Origin of the sequence: Microbacterium sp. NPDC089190, assembly GCF_040701795.1 — a bacterium.
Taxonomy (GTDB): domain Bacteria; phylum Actinomycetota; class Actinomycetes; order Actinomycetales; family Microbacteriaceae; genus Microbacterium; species Microbacterium galbum.
Genome location: NZ_JBFBHF010000004.1, coordinates 198,432 through 221,729, shown reverse-complemented (window position 1 = coordinate 221,729; position 23,298 = coordinate 198,432). Strand labels below are relative to the sequence as shown.

Annotated in this window: 20 protein-coding genes; 17 read left to right on the top strand and 3 right to left on the bottom strand. The window is 71.9% G+C overall.

All coding sequences use genetic code 11. The features are described from left to right. Positions 1-46 precede the first annotated feature (46 nt). From AB0230_RS14420 to AB0230_RS14400, 5 genes are all read left to right on the top strand, one after another. A complete protein-coding gene (locus AB0230_RS14420; protein WP_363388930.1) occupies positions 47-922 on the top strand; it encodes an ABC transporter ATP-binding protein in 876 nt (291 codons plus the stop codon). Next, a complete protein-coding gene (locus AB0230_RS14415) occupies positions 919-1,722 on the top strand; it encodes an ABC transporter permease (RefSeq protein ID WP_366376449.1) in 804 nt (267 codons plus the stop codon). The genes AB0230_RS14420 and AB0230_RS14415 overlap by 4 nt, the downstream gene beginning before the upstream one ends. Positions 1,723-1,857: 135 nt before the next feature. Next, positions 1,858-2,871, top strand: coding sequence for an aldo/keto reductase family protein (locus AB0230_RS14410; protein ID WP_366376448.1), 1,014 nt, complete (start codon positions 1,858-1,860; stop codon positions 2,869-2,871). Positions 2,872-3,195: 324 nt separating this feature from the next. After that, complete coding sequence (locus AB0230_RS14405; RefSeq protein ID WP_366376447.1) at positions 3,196-4,839, top strand: DUF4407 domain-containing protein; 1,644 nt, start codon at positions 3,196-3,198, stop codon at positions 4,837-4,839. Next, positions 4,839-5,324, top strand: a complete 486-nt coding sequence (locus AB0230_RS14400; RefSeq protein ID WP_363388940.1) for an NUDIX domain-containing protein — start codon at positions 4,839-4,841, stop codon at positions 5,322-5,324. Before AB0230_RS14405 ends, AB0230_RS14400 begins: the two co-directional genes overlap by 1 nt. 153 nt (positions 5,325-5,477) lie before the next feature. Here the strand turns inward: AB0230_RS14400 and AB0230_RS14395 are convergent, their stop codons facing one another. Continuing rightward, positions 5,478-6,452, bottom strand: a complete 975-nt coding sequence (locus AB0230_RS14395; protein ID WP_366376446.1) for a zinc-binding dehydrogenase — start codon at positions 6,450-6,452, stop codon at positions 5,478-5,480. A gap of 161 nt (positions 6,453-6,613) precedes the next feature. Here AB0230_RS14395 and AB0230_RS14390 point away from each other — a divergent pair, with 161 nt between their 5' ends. The 7 genes from AB0230_RS14390 (at position 6,614) to AB0230_RS14360 (ending at position 13,609) form a co-directional block, all read left to right on the top strand. Beyond that, positions 6,614-7,189, top strand: coding sequence for a TetR/AcrR family transcriptional regulator (locus AB0230_RS14390; RefSeq protein WP_366376444.1), 576 nt, complete (start codon positions 6,614-6,616; stop codon positions 7,187-7,189). A gap of 150 nt (positions 7,190-7,339) precedes the next feature. Then, positions 7,340-7,969: a GntR family transcriptional regulator gene (locus AB0230_RS14385; RefSeq protein ID WP_315994374.1), complete on the top strand. Its 630-nt coding sequence runs from the start codon at positions 7,340-7,342 to the stop codon at positions 7,967-7,969. Next, positions 7,966-9,492, top strand: a complete 1,527-nt coding sequence (locus AB0230_RS14380) for an MmgE/PrpD family protein (protein WP_366376442.1) — start codon at positions 7,966-7,968, stop codon at positions 9,490-9,492. Before AB0230_RS14385 ends, AB0230_RS14380 begins: the two co-directional genes overlap by 4 nt. Further along, a complete protein-coding gene (gene prpB, locus AB0230_RS14375) occupies positions 9,492-10,391 on the top strand; it encodes a methylisocitrate lyase (RefSeq protein ID WP_315994376.1) in 900 nt (299 codons plus the stop codon). Before AB0230_RS14380 ends, prpB begins: the two co-directional genes overlap by 1 nt. 37 nt (positions 10,392-10,428) lie before the next feature. Next, positions 10,429-11,613 carry a bifunctional 2-methylcitrate synthase/citrate synthase gene (locus AB0230_RS14370; RefSeq protein WP_366376440.1) on the top strand — a complete coding sequence of 395 codons (1,185 nt, stop codon included), beginning with the start codon at positions 10,429-10,431 and terminating at the stop codon, positions 11,611-11,613. Continuing rightward, positions 11,613-12,791: a thiolase family protein gene (locus AB0230_RS14365; protein WP_366376438.1), complete on the top strand. Its 1,179-nt coding sequence runs from the start codon at positions 11,613-11,615 to the stop codon at positions 12,789-12,791. Before AB0230_RS14370 ends, AB0230_RS14365 begins: the two co-directional genes overlap by 1 nt. Before the next feature lie 101 nt (positions 12,792-12,892). Continuing rightward, on the top strand, positions 12,893-13,609 hold the full coding sequence (locus AB0230_RS14360) for a Type 1 glutamine amidotransferase-like domain-containing protein (protein WP_366376436.1): 717 nt from the start codon (positions 12,893-12,895) through the stop codon (positions 13,607-13,609). Positions 13,610-13,736: 127 nt separating this feature from the next. On the opposite strand, the gene AB0230_RS14355 is transcribed toward AB0230_RS14360, so the two are convergent. Beyond that, the gene (locus AB0230_RS14355) at positions 13,737-17,213 is read right to left on the bottom strand and encodes a choice-of-anchor I family protein (protein ID WP_366376434.1); all 3,477 of its coding nucleotides are present in this window, start codon (positions 17,211-17,213) and stop codon (positions 13,737-13,739) included. Between the two features lie 195 nt (positions 17,214-17,408). Here AB0230_RS14355 and AB0230_RS14350 point away from each other — a divergent pair, with 195 nt between their 5' ends. The 3 genes from AB0230_RS14350 to AB0230_RS14340 all read left to right on the top strand — a co-directional run bounded on the left by AB0230_RS14350 (position 17,409) and on the right by AB0230_RS14340 (position 20,439). After that, entirely contained in the window at positions 17,409-18,128 is a 720-nt protein-coding gene (locus AB0230_RS14350) for a VIT family protein (protein ID WP_366376432.1), read from the top strand. 79 nt (positions 18,129-18,207) lie between these two features. Next, positions 18,208-19,386, top strand: a complete 1,179-nt coding sequence (locus tag AB0230_RS14345; protein WP_366376430.1) for an acyl-CoA dehydrogenase family protein — start codon at positions 18,208-18,210, stop codon at positions 19,384-19,386. A 264-nt stretch (positions 19,387-19,650) separates the two neighbouring features. Next, entirely contained in the window at positions 19,651-20,439 is a 789-nt protein-coding gene (locus AB0230_RS14340) for an enoyl-CoA hydratase-related protein (protein ID WP_315994383.1), read from the top strand. A 102-nt stretch (positions 20,440-20,541) separates the two neighbouring features. Here AB0230_RS14340 and AB0230_RS14335 read toward each other — a convergent pair whose 3' ends face one another. Further along, positions 20,542-21,069 (bottom strand): MarR family transcriptional regulator, encoded by a 528-nt coding sequence (locus AB0230_RS14335; protein ID WP_366376428.1) that lies wholly within the window; start codon positions 21,067-21,069, stop codon positions 20,542-20,544. A gap of 318 nt (positions 21,070-21,387) precedes the next feature. On the opposite strand from AB0230_RS14335, the gene AB0230_RS14330 reads away from it, so the two are divergent. Continuing rightward, positions 21,388-22,164: an electron transfer flavoprotein subunit beta/FixA family protein gene (locus AB0230_RS14330; RefSeq protein ID WP_363577009.1), complete on the top strand. Its 777-nt coding sequence runs from the start codon at positions 21,388-21,390 to the stop codon at positions 22,162-22,164. Continuing rightward, a complete protein-coding gene (locus AB0230_RS14325; RefSeq protein WP_366376426.1) occupies positions 22,164-23,129 on the top strand; it encodes an electron transfer flavoprotein subunit alpha/FixB family protein in 966 nt (321 codons plus the stop codon). The genes AB0230_RS14330 and AB0230_RS14325 overlap by 1 nt, the downstream gene beginning before the upstream one ends. Positions 23,130-23,298 lie beyond the last annotated feature (169 nt).

The window sequence follows — 23,298 nt, the reverse complement described above, 5'->3', positions numbered from 1 at the left end:
CGGGGGACGACGGGGCGTCGGGGGCGTCGCGCGCCAGACTGGGCACATGAGCGATCACGTCGTGCGCGTCGAGAACCTGCGGAAGACCTACCGCGGCGGCGTCGAGGCGCTGCGCGGGGTCTCCTTCGACATCCGCCGCGGCGAGACGTTCGCGGTGCTCGGGCCGAACGGCGCCGGGAAGAGCACCGTCATCGAGATCCTCGAGGGCTACCGCGACCGCACGAGCGGCGAGGTGCGCGTGCTCGGCGTCGATCCGCACCGCGGCGGACTCGATTGGAAGGCGCGGCTCGGCATCGTGCTGCAGAACACCGGCGAGGCGCCCGCCGCCACCGTGCGGGAGATGCTCGCCCACTTCGCCTCGTTCTACCCGCGGCCCCGCGACGTCGACGAGGTCATCGCGTCGGTGGGGCTGACCGAGAAGGCCACGGTGAGTGTGCGGAAGCTCTCGGGCGGGCAGCGTCGTCGCGTCGACGTGGCACTCGGCATCATCGGTCGCCCCGAGCTGCTGTTCCTCGACGAGCCGACGACGGGCTTCGACCCCGAGGTGCGGCGGCAGTTCTGGGACCTCATCCGCCGTCTGCAGGGCGAGGGCACTTCGATCCTGCTGACCACCCACTACCTCGACGAGGCCGCCGAGCTCGCGGAACGAGCGGCGATCATCGTCGCCGGTGAGGTGGCATCCGTCGGCCGGATCGACGACCTCGGCGGTGCCGGGGCGCGCGTGCCGATCGTGCGGTGGCGCGAGGGCGGCGAGGTGCGCGAGGAGCGCACCCATGAACCCGGGGCGGTGGTCGCCGCGCTGGTCGCGCGCGGAGGCGAGCCCGAACGCCTCGAGATCGTGCGCCCGAGCCTCGAAGACGTCTACCTGTCGTTCCTCGGCGACGAGGCGCGCCGCACGACCGCGGCCGGGGGCGCGGCATGAGCCGCATCCTGCGTCTGGGCGCCTCCCGCATCGCGTTCGAGGTGCGCTCGTACTTCCGCCAGGGCGACTCGGTGTTCTTCACGTTCCTGTTCCCCGTGATGATCCTGCTGATCTTCGCCGTCGCGTTCGACGCGCAGACCTTCGGTCCTCCGGGCGATGAGGTGGATGCCGCGCAGTTCTACCTCCCCGCGATGCTCGCCGCCGGCGTGCTGCTGTCGGGTCTGCAGAACATGTCGATCGACATCGCGATGGAGCGCAGCGACGGCACGCTCAAGCGCCTCGGCGGAACGCCGCTGAGCCCGGTGTCGTACTTCATCGGCAAGCTCGGCCAGGTGCTCGTCACGGGGTTCCTGCAGTCGGTGCTGCTCATCGTCGTGGCGGCGGTGTTCTTCGGCGTTCCCGTGCCGACCGAGCCCGAGCGCTGGCTGACGTTCGCGTGGGTGTTCCTGCTGGGCGTGACGACCTGCGCGATCCTCGGCATCGGCCTGTCGGCGCTGCCGCGCACCGGCCGCAGCGCGACCGGCGTCGTCATCCCGATCGTGCTGCTGCTGCAGTTCATCTCGGGTGTGTACATCAACTTCGCCGCCCTGCCGGAGTGGCTGCAGAACGTCGCGAGCGTGTTCCCGCTGAAGTGGCTCGCGCAGGGTTTCCGGTCGGTGTTCCTTCCCGAGGGCTTCGCCGCCGCCGAGCCGTCGGGATCGTGGGACCACCCGCTGATCCTGCTGGTGACGGCGCTGTGGCTGGTGGTCGGTCTCGCCGCGGTGCGGGTGACCTTCCGGTGGATCCGCAAGGACGCGTAGGCGGCGGGCGGTCGGGCCGCGAGTTCTTCGCGGGAGGGGTCGAGGATTCGCGCCGCGCGGCGACACATCTCGATTTCCCACGCGGGGAGGGGACGCCACGGCCCCGGTGTCGGTGGCCGGGGCTAGCGTGGAGGGATGGTCGCTTATCGCTATCTCGGTAACAGTGGATTCAAGATCTCGGAGATCACCCTCGGCAACTGGGTGACCCACGGTTCGCAGGTCGGAGACGACGCCGCCATCAAGACCGTGCACGCCGCGCTCGACGCGGGGATCACGACGTTCGACACCGCCGACACGTACGCCAACACCGCGGCGGAATCCGTGCTCGGGAAGGCGCTCGAGGGGCAGCGGCGCGAGTCGCTCGAGATCTTCACGAAGGTCTACTTCCCCACCGGTCCCGGTGGCCCCAACGACACCGGCCTGAGCCGCAAGCACATCATGGACTCCATCAACGGGTCGCTGAAGCGCCTCGGCACCGACTACGTCGACCTCTACCAGGCGCACCGGTTCGACTACGAGACGCCGCTCGAAGAGACCTTCCAGGCTTTCGCCGACGTCGTCCGCCAGGGCAAGGCGCTGTACATCGGCGTCTCGGAGTGGACCGCGGAGCAGCTGCGCGAGGGTCATGCGCTCGCGAAGCAGCTCGGCATCCAGCTCATCTCCAACCAGCCGCAGTACTCGATGCTGTGGCGCGTCATCGAGGGCAAGGTGGTGCCCACGAGCGAGGAGCTCGGCATCTCGCAGATCGTCTGGTCGCCCATGGCGCAGGGCGTGCTCAGCGGCAAGTACCTTCCCGGTCAGCCCGTGCCCGAGGGCTCGCGCGCGACGGACGAGAAGAGCGGCGCGAACTTCATCAAGAGGTTCTTGAACGACGACACCCTCGAGGCCGTGCAGCGCCTGAAGCCCATCGCCGACGAGGCCGGGCTCACGATGCCCCAGCTCGCGATCGCGTGGGTGCTGCAGAACCCCAACATCGCCGCCGCCCTGGTCGGCGCGTCGCGTCCGGAGCAGCTGCAGGACACCGTCAAGGCGTCGGGCGTGACCCTGGATGCCGATGCCCTCGCCGCCATCGACGCGGCGCTGGGCGACGCGGTGTTCGCCGACCCCGAGAACACCTACGAGGTGTCGCCGAAGAAGCGCCTGGTCTGACGCGGTTCGCGCGGCGGGTCGGGCGTTCGCGCTCGGCCCGCTTTCGCGTGCGGCCCGCTCGGCGTGCCCGGCGCCCGGCGCCCGGCGCGGGCGGATCGGTCCGCGAGATGACCCGGGTTTCGCGAGAGCACACCCCATTCGGCGCAATCGCGGGTCATCTCGGGTGACACGCATCATGTCGGCGCGCGACGCGACAGCGGCGGCGGGGCGGAGGGCGGGTCGACCGGCCGGCAGGAGGTGCCCGCCGGAGCGCGGCCGGCGACGAGGGGCCGTGCCTCAGCCTGCGCACAGGAGAGGGCAGGGTCGGCGTCGTACCCTCTGCGAATGTCCTTTTCCGCTCACCGGCCGGGCCGCTTCGGCTCCGACGGCCGCATCGAGTTCACGACGGACGAGGAACGCGAGCAGTATCTCGACGACATCCTCGCCGCACAGAACGCGGCGAACCCCGACGCCGACGCGCGCGACCACACGTCCGAGCCGTGGGGCGCGCCGCCCGCCGACGACGAGCCGCGCGACCCCTTCGTCGACGACGCGGACGGCGATCCCCGCGATGACGACCCGCCCCGCGACCCGCGAGACGACGACCCCGCCGACGACCGCGACACCGTCGTGATCGACCGTGCGCCCGTCGACGCCGAGACCGACACCGAGCAGGTGCTCGCGGCTCCCGCCGTGGCATCCATCCCGGTGACCTCCGGGCCCCGCCAGCCGCGCTTGCGGCGCCACGACCCCCGTCGACCGCGTCTGTCGCTGATCCGGCGCATGGCCGTGCTCGGCGGTGCCGACAACGACGTGCTCGACGAGGTTCCCGAAGAGGTGCCGCGCTTCGTGCAGATGTTCCTCGTGCTCGCCGGGACCGCGCTCGTCTCGGCGCTATCGATGATGTTCGCCCTGCTCACCGGCGTGCGCGTGAGCATCCTGCTCGCGATCCCGCTGGCGCTGGTGTGGGGCCTCATCATCTTCAACCTCGACCGCTTCCTCACCTCGACGATGCGCTCCACCAAGAACGTGTTCCGGTTGCTGGGCCTGGCGTTCCCCCGCGTGATCATGGCCGCGCTCATCGGCATCGTCGTCGCCGAACCTCTCGTGCTGCAGGTGTTCCAGAACGACATCGCCCGCGAGGTGAACGCGACGAACGTCACCCAGGCGCTGACGGATCAGGATGCCGTGACGAACGGCCCCGAGAAGCAGGCCCTCGACGCCGCGTCCGCCCAGGTCTCGGCGCTCGAGAACCAGGCCGCGACCGGCATCGTCACCGGCACCTCGTCGACCTCGGCCGAGTCGGCCGCCGCCCAGCAGACCGTCGACCAGCTCACGCAGCAACTCGCGGCGCAGCAGAGCGTGATCGACCAGGCGCGCGCGGTGTACCAGTGCGAGCTGACCGGCCAGGGCGCCGGCACGGTCCCCGGCTGCACGGGGGTCGCCGGTGACGGCGCCAGTTCCGACGCCGCGCAGGCGCAGTTGCAGCAGGCGCAGTCGTCGTACGACGCCCTGTCGACGCAGCTGCAGCAGGCGCAGTCGACGCTGGCCGCCGCCAACACGGCCGGCGCGGAGGCGGCGGCATCCTCCGCCGAGCAGAACAAGCAGCAGGCCGAGGATCAGCTGCCCGCGGCGCGCGCGCAGTACGAGTCGGCGCTGCAGGCCTACAACGCCCGGGCCTCGTCGGTCGCCGACGGCAACGCCGGGGCCGTGGGCCTGCTGAGTCAGATCACGGCGCTCGAGCGCCTGTCCGACCGCGAGCCGGTGCTGCGCTGGGCGCACTACCTCATCGCCGCGCTGTTCTTCATGATCGAGCTGCTGCCCGTACTCGTGAAGGTGCTGACCGGTTTCGGCGGCCCCTCGCTGTACGAGAAGGCGGAGAAGATGCGCGGGCAGATCGCCCTCGACCGGGTGTCGGCTCGCACCTTCCGTAAGCGCGCCGACATCATCGCTGACGAGGCCCACCGCGTTCCGGCGGTCACGGCCTGATGGTCGCCTGGAGCGCGGGGCTGCTGCTGTACCGCCTGAGCCCCGCGCCCCAGGTGCTCATCGCCCACATGGGCGGCCCGTTCTGGGCGAAGAAGGAGGCGGGCGCGTGGTCGCTCCCGAAGGGCGAGTTCGACCCCGCCACGGAGGGGGCGTTGGATGCCGCCCACCGGGAGTTCCGCGAGGAGCTCGGCATCGAGCCGCCCGAGACGGAGTGGGCGGAGCTCGGCACCTTCGCCTACAGCAGCGGTAAGAAGGTCGTCGTCTTCTGCGGCGACGGCGCCGGGTTCACGGCATCCGGAGACGACTTCGTCTTCGGGGAGTTCGAGATGGAGTGGCCACCGCGCTCCGGTCGCACGGCGTCGTTCCCCGAGGTCGACCGCGCCGAGTGGATGGGCCTGGATGCCGCGCGCGACGCGCTCGTGAAGGGCCAGCGCCCCGCGATCGACGCGCTCGAGAGGGCGCTGCAGGAGCTCGCCGGCGCGTGACGCGCCTCTCCCGCTCCCGGGCCCGGCCCCCCGCGCGGCTGGTCGAGGCGCCGCTGCACCCGCTGTCGAGTGTCCAGAACACGCCGCTCCGCCTGGCGGGGCGCGGCGTGTCCTGGACACTCAACGAGGGTCGAGCCTCGCGGGGCGATGCGCTCAGGGGCGCAGCAGCACCTTGCCGACGCGGGGGGAGTCGCTCGCGCGGGCGGCCTCGCGGGCATCCTCGAGCGCGAAGGTCGCCGCGACCGGGAGGGTCAGGGTGCCGTCGGCGAGGTAGCGCGACAGTTCGCCGAACAGGCCGCCGCGGGTCTCGGCATCCATCGTCTTGCTGACGACGCTGCCCCAGAAGCCCTTCACGGTGGCCTGGCGGAAAATGATGTCGCCGGCCGAGAGCTCGAGTTTGCCGGCGCCCATCGAGCCGAAGATGACCAGGGTGCCGTTCTCGCTGAGCAACGACAGCACGTCGTTGCTGGCTGAGCCGCCGACCGAGTCGACGCCGGCGACGATGCGCGCGCCGTCGGCGAGGGCGAGGGCCGCGTCGCGCCACCCCTCGGCGTCGGTCGACACGACGTTGTCGATGCCCTGCTCCGCCAGCTCGGCGACCGCGCTCCGGCGACGCACGAGGCCGATCACGTGGATGCCGCGGGCCTTCGCGATCTGCGCGACCATGCGGCCGACGGCGCCGTTGGCGGTGTTCTGCACGATCCAGTCGCCCGCCTTCAGGTCGAGCGAGTGCAGCAGGCTGATGGCGCTGAACGGCATCGAGACCAGCTGGGAAGCGACCTCGTCGCTCAGTCCGTCGGCGACCGGGATGAGGTCGGCGGCCTTCGCGACGACCTGCTCCGCCCAGACGCCGAAGGTGCCGCCCGTGGCGACGCGCTGGCCGACGGTGAGGCCCTCGACGCCCTCGCCGAGCTCCTCCACCACGCCCACGGCCTCGGTACCGGCGCGCGCGGGCAGCTCGGGCTTGAAGCCGTAGGTGCCGCGGATGGTCCAGAGATCGTGGTTGTGGATGGGCGACAGCAGCACGCGCAGGCGTACCTCGCCGGGGCCGGGGGTCGGGGTCTCGACCTCTTCGACGCCGAGGACGTCGGCGGGCTCGCCGAACTCGTGGTGGATCACTGCGCGCATGGAATGCCTCCGGTGGTTATTTTGTAACGACCGGTCTAATATAGACCTCGACGCTGCGAATGCAACCGGAAGGCGTCCGCGTCCGGTTGCTTCGACGGGCTCGGCCACCTCCGCCGGACGCCATCGCGAGGCACAGGGAGAGAACAGGGAACATGGGCAGGATGCCGAGCTTCGAGCGCTCCGCCGTCGTCGACGCCGCGCGCGACGTCTTCTGGCGCCGCGGCTACGCCGAGACCGGCATCGCCGAGCTCGAGGAGGCCACCGGGCTCACGCGCTCCAGCATCTACAACGCCTTCGGCAGTAAGCGCGGGCTGTTCGACGCCGTGCTCTCCGCCTACCTCGACGACATCGTGCGCACGCGCCTGCGTCCGCTGGGCGGGGGAGATCCCGGCGCGCTCGAGGCGTACGTCGACGACATGCGCGCCGCCATCGACGCCGACGCCCCGCGCGCCCGCCTGGGCTGCCTGCTGCTCAACGCCGGGTCGTCGCCCCTCGCGAGCGACGATGCGGACGTGCGCGCCCTCGTGTCGGCTTACGCGGCCGAGATGCGTGCGGCCATCCGCGCCGCGGTCGCCGACCGGCGCCCCGACCTGACCCCGGATGCCGTCGGCGCCCTCGCCGCGGTCTGCGCCTCGCTCGTGGTGGCCGGCCTCACCCTCGCCCGCGCCGACCGCGACGCGGCGCTCGGCACCCTCGCATCCATCCCGACGACCCTGGAGTCGTGGGGGCGCGCCTGATCGCGCGAGTCGCCGAGAATCGTCGCCTCGGGTGCGGTCCGGGGATGATCTCGGTTTCTCTTTGTATACGTTCGTAGCGCTCCCGGGGGTGAAAACTATCCCTTGGGCGCCGCAGTGCATACACTGGGAAGGCGGCGAAGGAGGTGCGGCATGCGAGCGAGCGAACGCGCGTACGCGACGCTCCTCGACGAGATCCAGACCGGCGCCCTTTCTCCCGGCACGGTCCTCGGCGAGGTGGAGCAGTCCACGCGTCTCGGAGTGAGTCGCACCCCGCTGCGCGAGGCGCTGCGCCGCCTGGCATCCGACGGGCTCGTCGCCCAGGCCTCGCCGCGGGTGACCGTGGTCGCGGGCATCGACGCCGACGACATCCGCGCCCTGTTCGACCTGCGTCGCGCCCTCGAGACGGAGGCCGCACGGCTGGCCGCGCAGCGCGGCGACCGACGGGTCTTCCACGCGCTGGCCGCCGAGTTCGAGCGCGTCGACACCGCCGACGCCGACGACTACTACGCGCTGATCGCCCGGTTCGACGCGGCGATCGACGCCGCCGTCGACAACCCCTACCTCTCCGCGGCCCTGCGCAGCGTCCGCACGCACCTCGTGCGGGTCCGACGCATGGCCCGCGACAACCCCCTGCGGCTTTCCGCCTCGGCGCGAGAGCATGAACTGATCGCCCGCGCGATCGGCGGCGGCGACCCCGAACTCGCCGCCCACGCCACCCACGTGCACCTGCACAACGCCTTCACGACCATCCTCGAAGCCCTCACGGAGGACCCCTCATGACGATCACCCATCACGTGCGCGTGCACCGCAGCGACGAGAATCTCGCCCGCGAGGGCCAGCTCGCCTGGGCGCTCGCGCGCGTCGCGGTCGACCCGGTCGCGGTCGACGACGACGTGGTCGACATGATCGTCAACCGCCTGATCGACAACGCCGCCGTCGCCGCGGCATCCCTCACCCGTCAGCCGGTCAGCGCCGCGCGCCAGCAGGCGCTCGATCACGCGGTGTCGATCGGCGGACCCGGCGCGACCGTCTTCGGCTGCCTGCTCGAGCGGCGCACCAGCCCCGAGTGGGCCGCGTGGGCGAACGGCGTCGCCGTGCGCGAGCTCGACTATCACGACACCTTCCTCGCCGCCGACTACTCGCACCCCGGCGACAACATCCCGCCCGTGCTCGCGGTCGCCCAGCACACCGGCCGCGACGGCGCCGCCCTCGTGCGCGCCCTCGCCACGGCCTACGAGATCCAGATCGACCTCGTCCGCGCGATCTCGCTGCACAAGCACAAGATCGACCACGTCGCCCACCTGGGACCCGCGGCGGCCGCCGGCATCGGCACCCTGCTCGACCTCGACCAGGAGACGATCTACCAGGCCATCGGCCAAGCGCTGCACACCACCACCGCCACGCGCCAGTCGCGCAAGGGCGAGATCTCGACGTGGAAGGCGCACGCCCCCGCCTTCGCCGGGAAGATGGCGATCGAGGCGGTGGACCGCGCGATGCGCGGGGAGACCAGCCCCTCGCCGATCTACGAAGGCGAAGACGGCGTCATCGCGTGGATGCTCGACGGCCCCGACGCATCCTACGACGTCCCCCTGCCCGGCGAGGGCGAGAGCAAGCGCGGCATCCTCGACTCGTACACGAAGGAGCACTCCGCCGAGTACCAGGCGCAGGCGTGGATCGACCTCGCCCGCCGCCTCGGCACGGACCGGCCCGATCTGCGCGACCCCGCCAACGTGGCATCCATCGTCCTGCACACCAGCCACCACACGCACTACGTGATCGGGTCGGGAGCGAACGACCCGCAGAAGTACGACCCGACCGCCTCGCGCGAGACGCTCGACCATTCGATCCCGTACATCTTCGCCGTCGCCCTGCAGGACGGCGCGTGGCACCACGTCGACTCCTACGCCCCCGCGCGCGCCGGCCGCGCCGACACCGTCGCCCTCTGGCACAAGGTGACGACGGCGGAGGATGCCGAGTGGACGCGCCGCTACCACTCCGAGGATCCGAACGAGAAGGCCTTCGGCGGCCGCGTGGTCATCACCCTCACCGACGGTTCGGTCGTCGAGGACGAGATCGCCGTCGCCGACGCCCACCCGCTCGGCGCCCGCCCGTTCGCGCGCGAGGACTACATCCGCAAGTTCCGCATCCTGGCCGAGCCCGTGCTGCTGCCCGAGGAGATCGAGCGCTTCCTCGAGCTCGTGCAGCGTCTGCCCGAGCTGAGCCCGGCCGAGGTCATGCAGCTCACGATCGTCGCGAAGCCCGGCGTGCTGGCGCTGGCCCCCGCGCCGAAGGGGCTGTTCTGATGCTCTACGCCCAGAGCACCCCCCAGCAGAAGCGTCGCGCCCTGCGCGAGAAGCTGGCATCCGGAGAGCTCGTGCGGATGCCGGGAGCCTTCAACCCGCTCTCGGCCCGGCTGATCGAGCGCAAGGGCTTCGACGGCGTCTACATCTCCGGCGCGGTCATCTCGGCAGACCTCGGCCTGCCCGACATCGGCCTGACGACCCTCACCGAGGTCGCCGGCCGCGGGCAGCAGATCGCACGGATGACGGAGCTGCCGGCGATCATCGACGCCGACACGGGATTCGGCGAGCCGATGAACGTCGCCCGCACGATCCAGACGCTCGAGGACGCAGGCCTCGCCGGCACGCACATCGAGGACCAGGTCAACCCGAAGCGCTGCGGCCACCTCGACGGCAAGAGCGTCGTGGATGCCGACACCGCGATCAAGCGCATCCGCGCGGCCGTCGACGCCCGGCGCGACCCCGACTTCCTCCTCATGGCGCGCACCGACGTGCGGGCGGTGGAGGGCCTGGATGCCGCGATCGACCGCGCGAAGGCGCTGGTCGACGCGGGTGCCGACGCGATCTTCCCCGAGGCCATGCGCGACCTCGGTGAGTTCGAGGCGATGCGCACGGCGCTGGATGTGCCGATCCTCGCGAACATGACCGAGTTCGGGAAATCCGAGCTCTTCTCGACCAGGCAGCTGCAGGATGCGGGCGTGAACCTCGTCATCTGGCCGGTGTCGCTGCTGCGGCTCGCGATGGGCGCGGCCGGCCGGGGCCTGGACGCCCTGGCATCCGAGGGCCACCTGCGCGAGCAGCTCGGCGAGATGCAGCACCGCGCCGACCTGTACGACCTCATCGACTACGAGGGCTACACCCGCTTCGACGCCGACGTGTTCGACTTCACCGTCGAACGCTGAGGCCCCACCCGCACGTGCACGACTCGAAGGAGAGACGATGACCGACATCAACAAGGGCCTCGCCGGCGTCACGGTCGACGAGACCGCGATCAGCAAGGTGAACCCCGACACCAACAGCCTGCTGTACCGCGGGTATCCGGTGCAGGAGCTCGCGGCGACCCAGCCCTTCGAGGCGGTGGCGTACCTGCTGTGGAACGGCGAGCTGCCGGATGCGGCGCAGCTCGCCGCCCTGCGCGAGACGGAGCGCGCGCATCGGGCGCTGACCGACGACGTCCGGGCCGCGATTGACCTGCTGCCCACGAGCGCCCACCCGATGGACGAGGTGCGCACGGCCGTGAGCGTCATCGGCGCGCGCGAGACCGCGGGCATCTCGAACGTGATGGATGCCGTCGGCACCCCCGAGGAGAACCTCGAGCGCAGCATCCGCCTGTGGGCGCAGCTTCCCGCCGTGGTCGCGTACGGCCAGCGCCGCCGACGGGGCGAGGAGCTCATCGAGCCCCGCGACGACCTCGACTACGCGGCGAACTTCCTGTGGATGACGTTCGGCGAGGAAGCGCACGCTGTCGTCGTCGACGCGTTCACCCGCTCGATGATCCTGTACGCCGAGCACTCCTTCAACGCCTCCACCTTCACCGCCCGGGTCATCGCCTCGACGCTCAGCGACCTCTACTCCGCGGTCGTCGGCGCCGTCGGCGCGCTCAAGGGGCCCCTGCACGGCGGGGCGAACGAGGCCGTGCTGCACGTGTTCACCGAGATCGGTTCGGCCGAGAACGTCGGGCCCTGGCTCGACGCCGCGCTCGCCGAGAAGCGCAAGATCATGGGCTTCGGTCACCGCGTGTACAAGCGCGGCGACTCGCGCGTCCCCACGATGAAGGCGGCCCTCGACACCCTCGTCGCGCACTACGACCGCCCCGACGTCGCCGCTCTGTACGACGCCCTGGAGTCGCAGTTCGTCGAGCGTAAGGGCATCTACCCCAACCTCGACTACCCCTCCGGCCCGGCCTACGACCTCATGGGCTTCGACACGCTCACCTTCACGCCCCTGTTCGTCGCCGCGCGGGTGACCGGCTGGACGGCGCACATCCGCGAGCAGCAGGCGGCGAACGCCCTCATCCGCCCCCTGTCGGCCTACGTCGGCCCCGACGAGCGCCACGTCGAGGGATACGTCCCGGATGCCGCCGACGTCGATGCCCAGGAGCGCCCCGAGGAGGCGGCGGGCTGATGTCCGAGCCGCGGATCGTCATCGTCTCGGGCGCCCGCACGCCCATCGGCTCGTTCGGCGGTGCGCTGTCGGGCGTCGATGCCCACGAGCTCGGGGCCGTCGCGGTCACCGAGGCGTTGCGCCGCGCCGGGGTCGACGGGGCCGACGTCGACGAGGTCGTCATGGGCTGCATCGCCCAGAACGGCCCCGACGCCTACAACGCCCGCCGCGTCGCACTCGCCGCGGGGCTGCCCACCCGTGTGCCCGCCTTCACCGTCAACCGCCTGTGCGGCTCGGGCCTGCAGGCGATCTGGTCGGCCGCGCAGGAACTGCGCTGGGGCGGCATCGACGTCGCCGTCGCGGGCGGTGACGAGAGCATGTCGCGCACGCCGTTCCTCGAGTACGGCGCCCGCGGCAACGCCCGTCTCGGCGACCGGACGCTCCTGGACGGCACCCTCGCGATCCTCACCGACCCCTTCAGCGGTCGGCACATGGGCACGACGGCCGAGGTCGTGGCATCCCGCTACTCCGTCTCGCGCGAGCAGCAGGACGCCTTCGCCGTCGAGAGTCAGCGGAGAGCGGCGACGGATGCCGCGCGCGCGGCCTTCGCGGAGGAGATCGTGCCCGTGACCACCGGGGGGCGGAAGCCGGTCGAGGTGTCGATCGACGAGCACCCCCGCCCCGGGACCACGATGCAGGCCCTGGCGGGACTGCGTCCCGCCTTCGAGAAGGACGGGTCGGTCACGGCCGGCAATTCCTCGGGCATCAACGACGGCGCGGCGGCCACCGTGCTGATGCGCGAGGACGACGTGCGCGCGCGCGGGCTGACCGGGCTCGCGACGCTGGAGGCCGTGACCACGGCCGGCGTCGACCCCGAGATCATGGGCTACGCGCCGGTCATCGCGCTGCAGAGGCTGTGGGAGCGGACCGGGCTCACCCCCGCCGACGTCGACGTGATCGAGGTGAACGAGGCCTTCGCCGCTCAGGCGGTCGCGGTCATCCGCGACGCGGGCCTCGACCCCGAGAGGGTCAATCCGTACGGCGGGGCGATCGCCCTCGGCCACCCCGTCGGCGCGACCGGCGCGATCCTGACCGTGCGCGCGGCCCTCGATCTGCAGCGCCGCGACCTCGAGTACGCCGTCGTGACGATGTGCATCGGCGGCGGCCAGGCCCTCGCGGCGTTGCTGCGGCGGTACTGACCCCCGCCCGCGCGAGTCGCCAGGATGCGTCGCCCAGGGGCGTCCCGGAGCGACAGAAGCTGGCGACCCGCGCGAAGGCGGGCACCCGGGATACTGGGCCCATGAGTGTGTTCCTTCTCGGCGGCGGCCGCGATGTCGCCGTCTGCGCGTCGTTGCTGCAGGCCTTCGTGAGCGAGGCGCGGGAGCACGCCGCCGGTCGCGCGCCCGTGATCGCGCTCCTGCTCGTGCTCGAAGCCCACGACGACGCGTCGGTCGACCGGTTCCGCGGCGTGCTCGAGGCCGCCGGAGCGGCACCCGACGACATCCGGGTGCACGCGGTCGTCGAGGGAGAGACCTTCGCGGATGCCATGACGGACGCCGACGGTGTCTTCGTCGGCGGGGGTCTGACTCCGGCGTATCACGACGCGGTCCGCGGCATCCGGGAGGCGATCCGCGAACGGGTCGCGAGCGGCATGCCGTACGCCGGGTTCTCCGCGGGAGCGTCCATCGCCGCGGGTCCGGCGCTCGTCGGCGGGTACCGGGTCGGCGGGGTCGAGGTCGTGTCGGAGGACGCGGGCGAAGAGCTGGACGCCGTCGAGGTGCGCCCGGGCCTCGGGCTCCTCGACTTCGCCGTCGACGTCCACGCCGCCCAGTGGGGCACCCTCTCGCGTCTCGTCGCCGCGGTCGACGCCGGTCTCGTCACCGACGGTGTGGCCATCGACGAGAACACGGCCCTGGTGATCTCGGCGCAGGCGGCCCCGGCCGTGCGCGGCAGCGGTCAGGTCTGGCGCGTCGAGTCCACGGCATCCGGGGTGCACGTCCAGGTGCTCCGCGCCTGAGGCGCCACGCGGTCGTGAGGGGTCAGGAAGTATCGCCCGACGTGCTTCCCGGCGACGGCTTCCGACCCCCCACGCGAACGGGAACGGCCCCCACCCGCGAGGGTGAGGGCCGTTCCGGCGTCCGGCGTCAGACCGTGCGGCGCTTGCGCAGGGCGAACGCGAGCCCGCCCGCGACCACGAGGAACCCGCCCGCCAGGGCGAGGCCCCACGGCGCCTCGACACCCGTGTTGGCGAGGCCGCTGCCGGGGCGCTCTCCCGCGGGCCGGCCGGGCTGGTCCGGGGCGGGAACCGGCGTCGGCTCGGTGCCGGGCTGACCCGGCTGCGGAGTGGCATCCGTCGCGAGGACCGCACGCCCGAGCGGCGCCGGATCGACCACGGGGATCGCCTCGAAGTACGACAGCGTCGCGTCGAGGTCGATCTGCCCGGTGTCGGTGCGGTCGGTGCCCGCGGCGAAGGTCGGGAAGCCGTCGCCACCGTTGGCGAGGAACGAGTTCGTCACGACCGTGAAGGTGTCGGTGTCGGCGATCGCGCGGCCCTGGTAGGCCATCGAGACGACCGCGCCCACCCGCGGGTTCGACGGGTCCTGCGTGTATGTGTACGTGAACCCGTCGGACACGCCCAGGTGCAGTTTCGGCCGGTCTCCCGTGGCCTTCCACTGCTCGTTCAGGATGCTGCGGAGCTGCTCACCCGTCAGCGTCACCGTCACGAGCGTGTTGGCGAAGGGCTGCACGAGGGCGGCCTCCTTGTAGGTCACCACCCCGTCGTCGCCCTTGAGCAGGTCGGCGCGGAGGCCGCCCGGGTTCATCAGTGCGATCTGGGCGGTGGTGCCGGCGTAGGCCGGGTTCTTCGACGTCGCCCAGAGGTACACGTCGGCCACCCAGTTGCCCATCGACGACTCGACGCCGCGGTCCGCTCCCGAGGGGGTTCCGCCGCGCAGGATGTCACCGCTGATCTCGCCGACCGGCTTCGCGCCGATGACGTCGGCCTGCGCAACGTACGCGGCGACCTTGGCCGCGATGTCGGCATCCGGAGCCGCCGCGCCCGCGAGCGGGAAGGTCGTCCCCGAGATGGATGCCAGGGAGTCGGTGCGCGTGTCCCAGCTCAGCGACAGCTGCCCCATGGCCTTGCCGTACTCCGAGGCCTGGATGACGGGGCGCGTCCGGTCGGTGCCGGCCACCGGCAGGTCGCACGCGTAGGTCTGGTGCGTGTGCGCGGAGACGACGGCGTCGATCTCGGGAGAGGCGTTGACCGCGAGGGCGCCGAAACCCGCCTGGTCGGCGGCGATGGCGGCGCAGTCGTTCGACGTCGCAGCCCCCGAGTGCGTCAGCAGCACGATGACGTCGGCGAGGTCGCCCGCCGTGATCTCGTCGGCCACGCGGTTCGCCGCCTCGAGCTGGTCGCCGAAGTCCAGGTCGGCGATGCCGGCCGGGTCGACCATGGTCGCGGTGTCGGGGGTCACGGTGCCGATGAAGGCGACGCGCACGCCGTCGACGTCCTTGACGGCGTACTCGTCGAGTACGGGCTCTTTCGTGCCCTTCTTGTAGACGTTCGCGCCCAAGCCGAACTCCCCGCCGCCGTACTCGGGGAGCACGCGGTCGGTCAGGTCGGCGAAGCCGCGGTCGAACTCGTGGTTGCCGACGGCCGAGACGTCGAGACCCGAGGCCTTCAGCGTGTCGATCGTGGGGGAGTCGTCCTGGATGAGCGAGGTGAAGGTGGAGGCGCCGATGTTGTCGCCCGCCGAGACGAACAGCGTGTTCGGGTTGGCGGCCTCCTTCGCCTTCACGGCGCCGGCGAGGACGGCCGCTCCGGCCTCGCCCTGCGAGCCTGCCTCAAGGCGGCCGTGGAAGTCGTTGATCGTGAGGATGTCGATGTCCTTCACGTTCGGGTTCTCCACCGCGAACACGGTGGTGGTGCCCGAGACCTCGTTGCCCACGGCCACGAGCGGGCGGCCCGTCGGAGAGTCGGCGGCGGAGATGAACTCCACGCCCTCGGGACCGAGGTCGCCGGCCTTCGCCAGCAGCTCGCGGTCGGCGGTCTCATCGCCGGTCAGCCGGTCTTCGACCGAGACCGAGAAGTCGCGGTTGTTGACGTACCCGGCGTAGGTCGCGTTCTTCGGGTCGGTGATGTCGTAGGTCATCACGCCACCGACACGCTCGAGGCCGATGAAGGCGTAGGTGCGCCCGTCGACCTCGCCGATCGCGAGGTTCTCGGGCTCGGGGCCCTTGTCGTCGCTGCGACCCTCCAGATTCGACGCCGAGTGGTTCGAGTTGAAGAAATCGGGATTCGCATCGTGCGTGATGCGCTCGAAGTCGGAGCCCGAGTCGAAGACCTGCTCGCCCGCGGTGTTCCACACCGAGAACCCGCGCCCGCCGAAGGTGTAGAGCGCGGAGTAGCAGGTGCCCTCGGCGTTCAGGCCCATGTCGGTCGCGACGTTGAGGCGACCGAGGGCGGCGTCGCCGAGCGAGCCCGCGAGCGGGCTGTCGGCGCACACGGGCGCGAGACCGTCGGAGCCGAGATCCTTCACGCGGGCGGTGTCGGTGAAGTCGCCCCACTCGCGACCGTCACCCTCGTTGGCGGTGACGAGGTAGGTCTCGCCGCCGGACTGGTAGGCCTGGATGCCGTCGGGCATGTACATGCCGAACAGGCCGGGGTAGCTCTTCTCGTTGAAGGTCGGGGCATCCTTCGGGTCGCGGTCGCTCGCGTCGAGCGTCTCGACGCCGTAGTCCTTGAAGCCCAGGGACCGGATGCCGGTGACCTCCGCCGTCGCCAGGTCGACGACCGCGACGGCGTTGGCCTCCTGCAGCGCGACGTACGCCGTGGAGCCGGCGATCGCGACGTACTCGGGCTCGAGGTTGCGGCTCACGCGGTTGGCGGCGAGCGGCGTGGAGCCCTGGTCGGGGGCGGCGACATCGGGGCCGAAGACCCGGACGGCGGGGTCGAGGGACTTCGAGCCGCCCTGCTCGAAGGCTCCGAACCCGGCCGTACGCACGGCATCCTGGGTCGGGGCGGTCTTGGTGCTCGGCAGCGCGACGACGCCGACGGAACCCTCGGGGTCGGTCGTGAAGTCATCGGCCGGCTCGCCCTCGTTCGCGACGACCGCGAAGGAGCCGTCGTCGCTGATCGCGACCATGTCGGGCAGAGCGCCGACCGTGACCTCTCCGAGGATCGTGGGCGCGGCGGCATCCGCGTCGAAGAAGACCAGACGTCCGGGCGCGGTCTTGTCGGTGCTTTCCAGGGCGATGACGCCCAGGCCGTCGGCGCGGACGGCGAGGGAATTCGCGATCCCGGTGCCGGCGATCGAGTACAGCTTCGTCGGTGCGGCGGGGTTTCCGTTGTCGAGCACATCGACGGCCCCGGCCTGGGCGTTCACGACGAAGAGGCGGTTCTTGTACGCGTGCACGATCTCGGCGGCCGACTGGTCGAACACCCCGGTCTCGTACGTGCCGAGCGGACGCAGCGACACCGCGCCGTCGGCGGCGACGTCACGCACGGGATCGGAGACGAGAGCGGCGGATGCCGCGGTGGCGCTCGACAGAGCGAGAGCGCAGACCGCGGCGGTGGTCGCGCTGAACGCGACCGCGCGGCGGAGGAGGGGCGAAGGCATGGCTGTGTCCTCGGATGCAGGGGGGAGCTCGCGCGTCGAGAACGGCGCGAGGACGCCGCGGGGGCGGCGATGGCGGCGAGTCTGCCCGCGGGCGGTGTCGCCCGAGTGAACGACGGGGGAACGGCGGACCCGCACGGCTCGTCGACGTCGACGCAAGGGCGTCCGGGTGTCGACGGCGGGGATATCCTCTCGCCCATGACCACCGCGAACGGCGCGCACGCCGATGAACCGCACCGTCAGGGACTCTCGCAGCGCCTCAACTGGCTGAGGGCCGGAGTCCTCGGCGCCAACGACGGCATCGTCTCGACCGCCGCGGTCGTCGTCGGCGTCGCGGGAGCGACGAGCGACACCGGTCCCGTGCTGATCGCCGGTCTCGCGGCCCTCGTCGGTGGCGCGATCTCCATGGCGTTGGGCGAGTACGTCTCGGTGTCGAGCCAGCGCGACAGCGAGCACGCGCTCATCCAGAAGGAGAAGCGCGAGCTGGCCGACGACCCCGAGGCCGAGCTCGCCGAACTGGTGGGCATGTACGAGGCGCAGGGCCTCTCGCGCGACACGGCGACGCGCGTGGCGACCGAGCTCACGGCATCCGATGCTCTCACGGCGCATCTGGCGGTCGAGCTCAACATCGACGCCGACGACGTCGTGAGTCCGTGGGCGGCGGCTCTCGCCTCGGCGGTGGCGTTCACGATCGGCGCGCTGCTGCCGCTGGCCACGATCCTGTTCGCGCCCGTCGAGATCCGGGTGCCGCTGACCTTCGTCGCGGTGCTCATCGCGCTCGCGATCACCGGCTACATCGCGGCGTACATCGGCGGGGCCCGGCGGGGGCGGGCGGTGCTGCGCACCGTCATCGGCGGGGCGCTCGCGCTCGCGGCGACGTACGCCGTCGGCGCACTGTTCGGGGTGTCCGCGGGGTAATCGACCCCTCTACCATTTACTAGGACGTCCAGGTAATCTGAGCAGGCGACGACGCCGTCGCCTCACGAAGGAGAGCCGCATGGACACCACCCCTGCTCCCGTGCTCGACGCCTCACCGGTCAGCACCCTGTCGGCGGATGAGCGCGACGCCATCCTCGACGCCGTGCGCGACTTCGCCGCGACCGAGTTCGCCCCGCACACCCTCGAATGGGATGCCGAGAAGCACTTCCCCCGCGACGTGCTGCGCCGCGCGGGGGAGCTGGGTCTCGGCGGCGTCTACGTCAATGACGACGTGGGCGGCGCCGGGCTGTCGCGTGCCGACGCGGTGGCGATCTTCGAGGAGCTCGCCTACGGCGACCCCACGGTGACGGCGTACATCACGATCCACAACATGGTCGCGTGGATGATCGACACCTACGGCACCGCGGCCCAGCGCGAGCGGTGGTTGCCCTCGCTCGTGGCCATGGACGACCTCGGCGCCTACTGCCTCACCGAACCGGGCGCGGGATCGGATGCCGCGGCGATCGCCACCTCCGCGATCCGCCACGGTGACACGTACGTGCTCACGGGCGTGAAGCAGTTCATCTCGGGCGCCGGAGAGGCATCCGTCTACGTCGTCATGGCGCGCACCGGCGAGCCGGGGGCCCGCGGCATCAGCGCGTTCCTCGTCCCCGCCGACGCCGCGGGCCTGTCGTTCGGGCCGAACGAGAAGAAGATGGGCTGGAACGCCCAACCCACCCGCCCGGTGATCCTCGACGAGGTGCGCGTACCGGCGGAGAACCTGCTCGGCGGCGAGGGGCGCGGGTTCTCGATCGCGATGAACGCGCTCAACGGCGGGCGGCTCAACATCGCCACGTGCTCCCTCGGGGGTGCGCGGTGGGCGCTGGACCGGGCGGTCGCCTATGTGCACGAGCGGTTCACCTTCGGCGAGGCCCTCAGCGAGAAGCAGTCCGTGATCTTCGCCGTGGCCGACATGGCGACCGAGCTCGACGCCGCACGTCTGCTCGTGCGCGACGCCGCCCGGGCCTTGGATGCCAAGGCGCCCGACGCCGCGACCCGCTGCGCGATGGCCAAGCGTTTCGCGACCGATGTGGGCTTCCGCGTCGCCAACGAGGCCCTGCAGCTGCACGGCGGCTACGGCTACCTGCAGGACTACGGCATCGAGAAGGTGGTGCGCGACCTGCGCGTGCACCAGATCCTCGAGGGGACGAACGAGATCATGCGCCTCATCGTCGGTCGCAGCGTCCTCGCGGCGTGACACCGCCTGAGAGGCTGGGGCTCGTGCGGGGCGATTCGGTGGGCGTGGCGCGGGCGCGGACGGGGCCGGCCCGATTCGGGGCGGAATCCGCGCGTCGGAGCGTACGTGCCACGCCCCGCAGCGCGAAGCGCGCGCCGGGCTCGACAGCCTCGCGGCCCCGGCACGACGTCGACGGGCCGGCGGCGGAACCCCCTCGGCGGATGTCGGGGGCGCGTGCGAGCATGCCAGGAGCGGGGTCGACCGCGGTGACACGACGGGAGTGACATGACGGACCAGGATGCCGAGTACGAGACGATCCGCGTCGAGCAGCGGGGCCGCGTCGGGTGGATCACCCTCGACCGACCCGAGGCTCTCAACGCCTTGAACACGCAGACCATGCGAGACGTCGTCGCGGCGGCGGAGGCGTTCGACGCCGACGAGGGCGTGGGCGCGATCGTCGTCACGGGCAGCGAGAAGGCGTTCGCGGCCGGAGCCGACATCAAGGAGATGGAGCAGAAGTCGGGACTCGACATGATGCTCACCGACCACTTCGGGGCCTGGACGCGGTTCGCCGCGGTGCGCACGCCGGTCATCGCCGCGGTGTCGGGCTACGCGCTGGGCGGCGGGTGCGAGCTCGCCCTCATGTGCGACGTGATCCTGGCATCCGATCGCGCGAAGTTCGGCCAGCCCGAGGTGCAGTTGGGTGTCATCCCCGGAATGGGCGGGACGCAGCGGCTGGTCCGCGCGCTCGGGTACTACAAGGCCGCCGAGCTGGTGCTCACGGGGCGCATGATCGACGCCGCCGAGGCGGAGCGCGCGGGCCTCGTGTCCCGTGTGGTGCCGGCCGCCGAGCTGCTCGACGACGCCGAGAGCACCGCCCGCACCATCGCCGAGAAGCCCCTGCCGGCGCTCTACGCCGCCAAGGCGGCGCTCGATGTCGCTCTGGAGTCCACGCTCGCCGAGGGCGTGCGCTTCGAGCGGCAGGCGTTCGCCGCGCTCTTCGACACCGCCGACCAGAAGGAGGGGATGGCGGCGTTCCGCGAGAAGCGGTCGCCGTCGTTCACGCACCGATGAGCACGGTCAGCCCGGCCCACGCAGGCGACTACGTCGCCTCGCGGATCGGCGCGCCCGCGGGCGACCGGCGGGCGGGGGCGTGCGACGCGTCACCGTCGATGCTCAGAGCGGGTCGGGCACCGGGGCGGGGTCGGCGAAATCACCGGCGCCCTTGCGGAAGCGCGCGATGATGCGCACGAGAGCCCTCGCATCGTCGTCGTCGAGGCCGAGGTCGGCGAACACGTCGTTGAGCGCGGTCGTCGCCTCATCGACCCGTCGTCGCCCGGCGTTGGTCAGCGCGAGCAGTGCGGCTCGCCCGTCGGTGGGGTGCGGCTCACGCGTGACGTACCCGTCGCGGGCCAAGCGCTCGACGGTGTTGGTCACGCTCGTTGGATGCACCTGCAGGCGCGCGATCGCGCTCGCCATCGGCATCCGTCCCTCGCGGGTGAAGGCGAGCAGCCGCAGCATCTCGAAGCGCGAGAACGACAGATCGAAGGGCTTCAACGCCCGGTCGATGGATGCCATGAGCAACTGGTGCGCCCGGATCACCGAGGTCACGACCGTCATGCCGTCGGCCGCGTCGTCCCACCCGTGCGCGAGCCACTGGCGCTTGGCCTCGGCGATCGGGTCGACCGGCAGTCGTCGCGTCATGGATCCTCCTCGCCTGTCACGGTACCGCTCGGGCGGCGCGGCGGCCCGCTCTCCGCGGGGACGGCGGTGGCTGAGCCTTCCGAGGCCGGTCGACGCCTCTGCGCGACCCGGTCCCTTCGACGGGCTCAGGGACCTCCGCCTCGCCGGGGAGGGGCCGCTTCGCTGCTCGGCCGCGGGAAGGCGGTGGCTGAGCCCGTCGAACCCTCCGCGGGCTCGGTCCGGTCGGCGGGGTCGGCGACTCCCGGGCCCGTCCGTGAAGCAGTCATCCCGTCGCCGCGACGTCGCGGCATCCGTCCCCCGAACGAAGGAGCCGCGTCGATGAAGATCGTGGTGCTCATCAAAGAAGTCCCCGACACGTGGGGCGACCGTCGTCTCGACCTGGAGACGGGTCTGACCGACCGTTCCTCGTCGGCCCCGGTGCTCGACGAGATCGACGAGCGCGCGGTCGAGGCGGCGCTCGCGCACGCCGACGCGCACCCCGGCACCGAGGTCGTCGTCGTCACGATGGCCCCCGCCTCGGCCACGGCGACCGTGCGCAAGGCCCTGGCGATGGGGGCGACCTCGGCCGTTCACGTCGTCGACGACGCTCTGCGCGGCGCCGATCTGCTGCTGACCGCCGACGTGCTCGCCGCGGCGATCCGCCGCACGGGCTTCGACCTCGTGATCGCGGGCAACCTCTCCACCGACGGCGGGGGAGGAGTCGTCCCCGCCATGGTCGCCGAGATGCTCGGCGTGCCGCAGCTCACGGCGTTGTCGAGCCTCGAGGTCGCCGACGACTCCGTGTCGGGCGACCGCGTGAGCGATGCCGGGACGATGCGGGTGTCGGCATCCCTCCCCGCCGTGGTGTCGATCACCGAGGCGCTTCCGGAGGGGCGCTTCACGACCTTCAAGGGCATCATGGCCGCCAAGAAGAAGCCCTTCGAGACGTGGGATCTCGCCGAGCTCGGCGTCGAGGCCGACGACCCCGCACAGGCGCGCTACATCATGCTGTCGGTCACCGAGAGGCCCCCGCGCGCCGCCGGTACGAAGATCGTCGACGAGGGCGATGCGGGCGAGAAGCTCGCCGCCTTCCTCGTGGCCGAGGGGGTGGCGTGATGAGCGTCGCGCTGGTCCTGCTCGAGGTGCTGCCCTCGGGCGCACTCGCCGCCTCGTCGGCCGGGCTGCTGGCCGCCGCCGCGGAAGCGGGGGAGCCCGTCGCCGTCCTCGCGGCTCCCGCCGACGTGCTCGATCGCGCGGCGGAGCAGGCCGCGGGGTTCGGCGCGGTGCGCGTCCTCACCGCCGAGGTCGATCCCGCGGTGCTCACCGGCCCCGTCGTCGATGCGCTCGCCGCGGCGGTGGCCGCCGAGAGCCCCGACCTCGTGCTCGCCTCGAACGCGATCGAGTCGCGCGATGCCGCGGCCCGCCTCGCGGTGCGATTGCGCCTGCCGCTCGCGACCGACGTCGTCGGGGTCGGGCGCGACGACCTCGGCGTCGTCGCCCACCACGCGGCCTTCGGCGGTGCGTTCACGGTCGACGGGGCGCCGACCTTCGGTCCCCTCGTCGCGACCCTGCGCCCCGGGGCGGTGGACGCGCGCCTCGAGGCGCAGCCGCTCGCCGTGCGCGGCCTGCAGGTGACGGCATCCGGGGCTCCGTCCGCCCGGGTCGAGGACTTCTCGGAGACCGTGGCCCCCTCGACGCGGCCCGAGCTGCGCGGAGCGGGCGCGGTCGTCGCCGGTGGCCGAGGGCTGGGCTCGAAGGAGGACTTCGCGCTCGTCGAGCACCTCGCCGACGTGCTCGGCGCGGCCGTCGGTGCCTCGCGCGCGGCCGTCGACGCGGGGTACGCCCCCGCGAACACGCAAGTGGGACAGACCGGGGTGTCGGTCTCGCCGCGGCTGTACGTGGCCCTGGGCATCTCGGGGGCGATCCAGCACCGGGCGGGGATGCAGACGGCCGGCGTGATCGTAGCGGTCGACAAGAACCCCGACGCTCCCATCTTCGACATCGCCGACTTCGGTATCGTCGGAGACCTGTTCACCGTCGTCCCGCAACTCATCAGCGCGCTAGAGGCCCACAAGAAGTAGATGGCGTCCACACCCCGCACTCCGCGACGCGGGCTGCCGCGCGTCCCCGGTGGGGAGCCCTGGCCGCCCGCGGGTTCCGGCGCGTCCGTGCGAGACGGCGCGGATGCCGCGGTGGCTGCGGAGCAAGACGCGGGCTCTGCCGCGACCCCGCGAAGCGGTGCGGAGCTCG